At 65.1% G+C, this 7,391-nt stretch carries 7 protein-coding genes and 1 pseudogene; 5 read left to right on the plus strand and 3 right to left on the minus strand.

Annotation, left to right across the window (positions count from 1 at the left end; genetic code table 11):
* Window positions 1-32: 32 nt before the first annotated feature.
* Together SAS01S_RS07175 and rnd are read right to left on the minus strand one after the other, a co-directional pair.
* Entirely contained in the window at window positions 33-326 is a 294-nt protein-coding gene (locus SAS01S_RS07175) for an I78 family peptidase inhibitor (RefSeq protein ID WP_066806624.1), read from the minus strand.
* Window positions 323-1,498 (minus strand): ribonuclease D, encoded by a 1,176-nt coding sequence (rnd, locus tag SAS01S_RS07180; protein WP_066806626.1) that lies wholly within the window; start codon window positions 1,496-1,498, stop codon window positions 323-325. Before rnd ends, SAS01S_RS07175 begins: the two co-directional genes overlap by 4 nt.
* 188 nt (window positions 1,499-1,686) lie before the next feature.
* Between rnd and aspS the strand changes: the two genes are divergently transcribed.
* The 5 genes and pseudogenes from aspS to SAS01S_RS07205 all read left to right on the plus strand — a co-directional run bounded on the left by aspS (window position 1,687) and on the right by SAS01S_RS07205 (window position 6,692).
* Window positions 1,687-3,522, plus strand: coding sequence for an aspartate--tRNA ligase (gene aspS, locus SAS01S_RS07185; RefSeq protein WP_066806628.1), 1,836 nt, complete (start codon window positions 1,687-1,689; stop codon window positions 3,520-3,522).
* Window positions 3,523-3,611: 89 nt separating this feature from the next.
* Window positions 3,612-4,207 (plus strand): annotated as a pseudogene (locus SAS01S_RS07190) (NAD(P)-dependent oxidoreductase).
* Between the two features lie 43 nt (window positions 4,208-4,250).
* A complete protein-coding gene (locus SAS01S_RS07195) occupies window positions 4,251-5,024 on the plus strand; it encodes a polyphosphate kinase 2 family protein (RefSeq protein WP_066806630.1) in 774 nt (257 codons plus the stop codon).
* Window positions 5,025-5,068: 44 nt separating this feature from the next.
* Window positions 5,069-5,335, plus strand: a complete 267-nt coding sequence (locus tag SAS01S_RS07200) for a DUF6356 family protein (RefSeq protein ID WP_066806632.1) — start codon at window positions 5,069-5,071, stop codon at window positions 5,333-5,335.
* A gap of 1 nt (window position 5,336) precedes the next feature.
* Entirely contained in the window at window positions 5,337-6,692 is a 1,356-nt protein-coding gene (locus SAS01S_RS07205; protein ID WP_066806633.1) for an FAD/NAD(P)-binding protein, read from the plus strand.
* 6 nt (window positions 6,693-6,698) lie between these two features.
* Here the strand turns inward: SAS01S_RS07205 and SAS01S_RS07210 are convergent, their stop codons facing one another.
* Complete coding sequence (locus tag SAS01S_RS07210; protein ID WP_066806635.1) at window positions 6,699-7,328, minus strand: carbonic anhydrase; 630 nt, start codon at window positions 7,326-7,328, stop codon at window positions 6,699-6,701.
* Between the last annotated feature and the right edge of the window lie 63 nt (window positions 7,329-7,391).

Genomic DNA, 7,391 nt, shown 5'->3' on the forward strand with positions numbered 1-7,391 from the left:
ATCCGCATCTCCCGCACGCGGGAGAGGGCTATTCACCCACAGTTGAAACTTTTCACTCGGTTGTTCTCGTCGACATTCACGTTCAGTCGGCCGTTTTGATATTCCATCGTCACGATTTGGCCCGGCCGTAATATGCGCACGACCGAGGCGCCCGCTTGGCGCTTGGCGCGGTTGACCAAAGACGGCGTGGCCGCAGCGCCGACCAGATTTTCCAGGCCGCTTGCCGAACATTCCCCAGTCGGCACGCCAGGCAACGGCGCGACCGGCGCGCACGCAGCCATGGCAAACATGGTGAGGGCAAAAGCGACGATCACAGCCTTCTTCATTGCGCATCCTCCGTCCGGGTCATGCGAAGCTTGCCGTTCTTGACCGCGAACGCCAACCGCCCCTCGACCAGATCGAGCGCGTCGCGGCCGAACTGATCGAAGCGCCAGCCGGTCAGGATTGACAGTCCGTCGCGCTGCCCCGCGGCTAATGCTTCCAGCTCCTCCGACCGGGCGAGCAGCCGCGATGCCACGTCGATATCGCGCGAGCGAATCTTGAGCAGCAGCTTGAGCAGATCGGCAACCAGCGAGCCTTCCTTGCCCAGGCCGGGCTTGCGGTCGTCGCGCGGCGGCATTTCGTCATTGGCCATCGGTCTGGAATCGTCGAGCGCGGCCATCAGCCGGGCACCGATATCGTTCCCAGCCCAGGTCGCTGACAGGCCGCGCACACGCGCCAGATCGGCCTGTTTGCGCGGCGGGTGGCTGGCGATATCGGCCAGCGTTTCATCCTTGACGATGCGGCCACGCGGCAGGTTCTTGCCCCGCGCCTCCATCTCGCGCCACCGCGCCAACGCCTTCAACCGGCCGAGCACGTCGGGCTTGCGACCGGCGATACGCACGCGCTTCCAGGCAAGATCGGGATCGTTGGCGTAATTGGCCGGATCGGCGAGCCGCTCCATTTCCTGGTCGAGCCAGGCGCCGCGCCCGGTCTTGCGCAATTTGTCGAGCATGCGCGGGAAAATCTCGGCGAGGTGCGTCACGTCGGCGATCGCATAGACAATCTGGCGTTCCTCGAGCGGGCGGCGACCCCAGTCGGTGAAGCGTGCGCCTTTGTCGACCTGTATTCCCAACCAGCTGTCGACCAGGTTGGAATAGCCGATCTGCTCGCCTTGCCCGAGCGCCATCGCCGCGATCTGGGTATCGAACAGCGGGTGCGGCGTCTTGGCAGTGAGATTGTAGATGATCTCGATATCCTGCCCGCCGGCATGGAACACTTTGAGCACATCCTCATTGTCGACCAACAGGTCGAGCAGGGGCTTGAGGTCGATGCCCGGCGTCATCGGATCGATCGCCGCCGCTTCGTTCGCGTCGGCGATCTGGATCAGGCAGAGCTCGGGCCAAAATGTACTTTCGCGCATGAACTCTGTGTCGACGCAGACGAAGTTCGATTGAGAGATTCGCGCGCAGAGATTGGCGAGGGCGGCGTTATCCTCGATCAGGCCATGGATATGCATCTCGACCCCATAGCGAGGCGCGCGCGCTTGACAAAGGCCTGTGTGAAGGGAATGCGCGCGGCTTCCTAATTCTCCGTCATCCCCGCGAAAGCGGGGACCCATCTCCGGGAGGCCGTGCTTGCTGCTACGGTAGGAGATAGGTTCCCGCTTTCGCGGGAATGACGATTGATTGATGCGAGATGACACACATGCACGCCTATCGTACGCACAACTGCGCCGCGCTCACCGCCGCCGATGTCGGCCAGGAGGTCCGCCTGTCGGGCTGGGTGCACCGCAAGCGTGACCATGGCGGCGTGCTGTTCGTCGATCTGCGCGACCATTACGGCATCACGCAGGTGGTCGCCGACAGCGATTCGCCGGCCTTGCCGATCCTGGAAGGGCTGCGCGCGGAATCAGTCGTGACGATCGACGGCGTGGTCAAGGCGCGCGCCGAGGGTACCGCCAATCCGAACCTGGCAACCGGCGAGATCGAAGTGTTCGCGCGCGCCGTAACGGTCCAGTCGGCTGCCGCCGAACTGCCGATGCCGGTTGCCGGTGAGGCCGATTATCCCGAGGATATCCGCCTGCGTTACCGCTTCCTCGATTTGCGTCGCGAGCGGCTCCACAACAACATCGTGCTGCGCTCGAACGTGATTTCAAGCCTACGCCGCCGAATGATCGATCAGGGCTTCACCGAATTCCAGACCCCGATCCTGACCGCGTCGAGCCCCGAGGGCGCGCGCGACTATCTGGTTCCCAGCCGCGTCCATCCGGGCAAGTTCTACGCGCTCCCGCAGGCGCCGCAGATGTTCAAGCAGCTGCTGATGGTCGCGGGCTTCGATCGCTATTTCCAGATCGCGCCCTGTTTCCGCGACGAGGATGCGCGCGCCGACCGCAGCCCGGGCGAGTTCTACCAGCTCGATTTCGAGATGAGCTATGTGACGCAAGACGACGTGTTCGCCGCGATCGAGCCGGTGCTGCACGGCGTGTTCGAGGAATTCGCCAATTGGCAGGGCAAGGGCCGCAGCGTCAGCCCGCTGCCGTTCAAGCGCATCCCGTATAAAGAATCGATGCTCAAATACGGCAACGACAAGCCCGATCTGCGCAACCCGATCCTGATCACCGACGTGTCCGACCTGTTCCAGGGATCGGGCTTTGGCCGCTTCGCCTTGATCGTCGAGGCGGGCGACGTGGTCCGCGCGATCCCGGCACCAGGCACTGCGGAAAAGAGCCGCAAGTTCTTCGACGACATGAACAGCTGGGCGCAGAGCGAGGGCTTTGCCGGCCTGGGCTATGCGACCCGCAAGGGCGGCGTGTTCGGCGGGCCGATCGCCAACAACCACGGCGAGGAAGGCATGGCCAAGATTGCCGACGCGCTGGGTCTCGGCCCGGACGACGGCGTGTTCTTCGCCGCGGGTAAGGAAGCCCAGGCTGCCAAGCTCGCCGGGCTGGCGCGCACCCGCGTCGCCGAGCAGCTCGAGCTGATCGACGACAAGCGCTTCGAATTCTGCTGGATCGTCGACTTTCCGATGTTCGAATATGACGAAGACGCCAAGAAGGTCGATTTCAGCCACAACCCCTTCTCGATGCCGCAGGGTGAGCTGGAGGCGCTGGAAACCAAGAATCCGCTCGATATCCTGGCGTTCCAATACGACATCGTCTGCAACGGCGTGGAACTGTCGTCGGGCGCGATCCGGAACCACCGGCCCGAGATCATGTACAAGGCATTCGAGATTGCCGGCTATACCCAGCAGGACGTCGACACCAATTTCGCGGGCATGATCAACGCCTTCAAGTTCGGCGCGCCGCCGCACGGGGGATCGGCGCCGGGCGTCGACCGCATCGTCATGCTGCTGGCCGACGAGCCCAATATCCGCGAAGTCATCGTCTTCCCGATGACGCAGAAGGCCGAGGATTTGATGATGGGCGCGCCCAATTTCGCCACAGCGAAGCAGTTGCGCGAGCTCAACATCCGCCTGGTCGACCAGCCGAACGCTGCCAAGGCCTCGCCGGTCACCGAGGCGGTGGATCCGGCCGCGGGCTGAGCGCTCGGCAACCCAGCGTTTCCGATCGCCCGCTTTCCGCGCCGGCATGCCGCTCCTAGGGTCGTGCCCGGATAGACGGAGATCGGACGATGAAGATCGCGATATTGGGAGCGACGGGTAGGGCGGGATCGGAGATCGCCGCGGAACTCGCGCGCCGTGGCCACGACGTCCTGGCGATCTCCCGCCGGCCGCTGACCATGTCACGCCGCTGGCAGTCGATGCGAGCGATTCGGCGGCGTTGACCGCTGCGTTGCGCGGCCGAGATGCCGTCGTCAGCGCGATGCGCTTCGCCGATACCGATGCGCAGGCGCTGATCGCCGCGGTCAAGGCGTCGGGCGTTCCGCGCTTTCTCGTCGTCGGCGGCGCGGCCAGTTTGAAGACCGGCGACGGCAAGCGTCTGTTCGACTCGCCCCATTTCCCCGACGCCTATCGTGCCGAGGCAGGCGCAGGGATAGCGTTCCTCGATGCGCTCAAGGCCAGCGACGGGCCCGATTGGACGTTTCTCTCTCCGGCCATGATGTTCGACGCCGGCCCGCGAACGGGAACGTACCGCACCGGCAAGGACGATCTGCTGACCGACAAGGACGGCAACAGCTTCATCAGCTTCGCCGATTATGCGATCGCGATGGCCGACGAGATCGAGACGCCGAAACATCATCGCGAGCGCTTCGCCGTCGCGTCCTGAACGCCGCTCGACGGAGGCGGTCCGGCGGGTCTAGAACGGTCGCATGACGATCGATCTCAAGGACTTCGAGAAAGGCGAGAAATATGCCGGCGACTATGCCGACGATCTCGCCAAGGTGCAGAAGCGGCTGGCGCATATCCAGGTTGCGCATATCCTCCACAAGCGCCGTGCGGTCGTGCTGCTCGAGGGCTGGGACGCGGCGGGCAAAGGCGGGATCATCCAGCGCCTGACCGCCGAATGGGATCCGCGCAATTTCCAGGTCTGGCCGATCAAGGCACCGACCGCAGAGGAGCTGGCGCGCCACTTCCTTTGGCGTTTCTGGCGACGCCTGCCTGGAGACGGCAATATCGGCGTGTTCGACCGCTCCTGGTATGGCCGCGTGCTGGTCGAGCGGGTCGAGAAGTATGCGACCGAGGCGCAATGGCGCCGCGGCTATGACGAGATCAACGAATTCGAGGCGCAACAGGCCGATTCGGGCACCACGATCGTCAAGCTGTTCATCCACACCACGCAAAAGGAGCAGGATGAGCGGCTGAAGGCACGGCTCGAACACCCATGGAAGCGCTGGAAGACCGGCGCCGAGGATTATCGCAACCGCGACAAGCGCGACGCTTATCTCGATGCGATGGCGGAAATGTTCCGCCGCACCGACACGCGCTGGGCACCATGGATCGCGATCGACGGCAACGACAAGAAATCGGCCCGCATCGCCGCGCTCACCGCCATCGCCGACCGGCTTGAAGCGCACGTCCCGATGGACCCGCCACCGCTCGACCCCGAACTGGAGAAACTCGCGCGCAAGGCACTGGGGATCTGAAATCACCCGGTTCACGCGGCGGCTTGCCGGCGTTACCATGGCGCATGTTCGACCGCATTTTCCTGAGCCACCCGCGCAGCATCGGCGAATCCTATCCCGAGCATGCCGCGACCGCGTTCGGCTTCGGCCTCCGGATGATCGGAGGCGGGGTCGCCTGTATCGTCCACGGGATCGTGCCGGTGCTGTTCACGCGAACCGCCAGTAACACCGTCAAGGCGCTTTACGGCCGCATGAAGTCGCGCCAGCCCGCCTATCAGCAACGGCCGCCGGCCTTTACCGAGCCCGATTGGCAGCTCGAATACGAGATCTGATATGATCCGCCACGTCGCCATTATCGGCGCGGGCTTTTCGGGCACGTTGCAGGCGATCAACCTGCTGCGCCACGATGGTCCCAGCGCAACGCTGATCGAGCGCGCTCCGGTGCCGGGGGAGGGGCTCGCTTATGGCGCGGCCTATCCGGACCATGTGCTCAACGTACGCGCGGCCAATATGAGCGCGCTGCCCGACGATCCGGATCATTTCGTGCGCTGGCTCGCCGAGAATGGCGAGGGCGATGCGGGAGCGACGTTCGTCCAGCGCGTGACCTATGGCGCTTATCTGCGCGACCTGCTGGCAAAGGCTCTGGCAAGTTGCGGCGGCCGGCTGAAGGTCGTGCACGGTGACGTCACAGACGTGGTACGATCAGGCGAAGGCGCGCGCGTTTCGCTGGCTGATGGCGCGACGGTCGACGCCGACACCGCGGTGCTCGCTGTCGGCAACCTGCCTCCGCACGATCCGCCGGGCTTTGCCGATGCCGGCCTATCGGACGCGCGCTACAAGAGCGATCCCTGGGATCGCAGCGTGCCGCTCGGACTCAGCGACGACGACACCGTCCTGCTAATCGGTACCGGGCTGACGATGGTCGACATCGCGCTGCTGCTCGATTCGAGCGGGTTCAAGGGGCGAATCGTCGCGCTGTCGCGGCGCGGGCTGGTGCCGCACCGCCACGATTCGCCTGGCCCGATGTTTCCGAAGCTCGCCGAGCGTCCGGTCGCATCACCGTCCGACATGGTCCGTTTGGTCCGCGAGCGCGGCGACGCGATCGGATGGCGCAACGCGGTCGACGAACTGCGTCCCTATACCCAGGCGATGTGGGCGAATGGCAGCGATGCCGATCGCGCGCGCTTCCTCCGCCACCTTCGTCCGTGGTGGGACGTGCACCGCCACCGCCTGGCGCCGAGCGTCGCCAATCGCCTGGCCGCGATGCAGGCGCGCGGACAGCTGGAGATCGTCGCGGGAAAGACCATCTCGGCGGTCGAGGATGCAGGCGGCATCAACGTAAGCTGGCGTCACCGCGGCAGCGACTCGCCCGAAACGCTGACCGCGCAGCGCATCATCAACTGTACCGGCCCGCAAGGCGACCTCACGCGCACGACCGAGCCATTGCTTGCCACATTGCACCAGCGAGGCGTGATCCGCCCCGATCCCGCGCATCTCGGGCTCGACGTCGATTCGCGCGCGCAGACGATCGCTGCCGACGGCACCAGCAACGACTGGCTCTACGCGCTCGGCCCGATGACTCGTGGCGCCTTCTGGGAAATCGTCGCGGTGCCGGACATCAGGCAGCAGACGTGGAACCTCGCCCGGCGCCTCTCCAACGCGCAATGGGTGGGCTGGGAAGGGCTCTAGGAGCGTTCAGGCCGGGGCAAAATTGCCGTCGTCGTCCATGACGTGGAGGACGCCGTCGGCGATCGCGAAATAGGCGCCGCGTAGCTTCAACGTGCCTGCCGCCTCGCGCTCGGGAATGCAGGGGAACGTGCGCAGGTTGCGCAGCGACACGCGCACCGTTTCCAGCTCGAGCGCACGGATCGCCTCGGGTCCAGTGCCGTATTCGGCGACGATGCGATCGCGCGCTTCGTCGAGCATGTCGACCCAATGGTCGATGAACCCGCCATTGCCCGGCGCGGCGCCCTCGAAGCGCTTGGACAGGGCAGCGGCCACGCCGCCGCACGAGCCGTGGCCGAGCACGACGACTTCGGGCACCTCGAGCTGGGTCACCGCGAATTCCAGCGCGGCAGAGACGCCGTGGCGTCCGCCGCCTAGCTCGAACGGCGGGACGAGGTTCGCGATGTTGCGGACCGAAAAGATCTCCCCGGGCGAGGCATCGAAAATCTGTGCCGGGTCGACTCGGCTGTCCGAGCAGGCGATGACCATCACGCGCGGGCTCTGTGCCTCACGCAATTGGGCCCAACGCTCGTGCTGGCGGGACCAGCCATTCTGGCGAAAACGACGATATCCGGTGATGAGGTCTGCGAAGTCGGCCATGCGTCGCCTTTGCCAAGATGACGAGGGGGTGGCAAGCGCGGCTCCAGGGTCTGTACTCAATGG

The sequence above is a fragment of the Sphingomonas asaccharolytica NBRC 15499 genome (assembly GCF_001598355.1).
In the GTDB taxonomy this organism is placed as follows: domain Bacteria; phylum Pseudomonadota; class Alphaproteobacteria; order Sphingomonadales; family Sphingomonadaceae; genus Sphingomonas; species Sphingomonas asaccharolytica.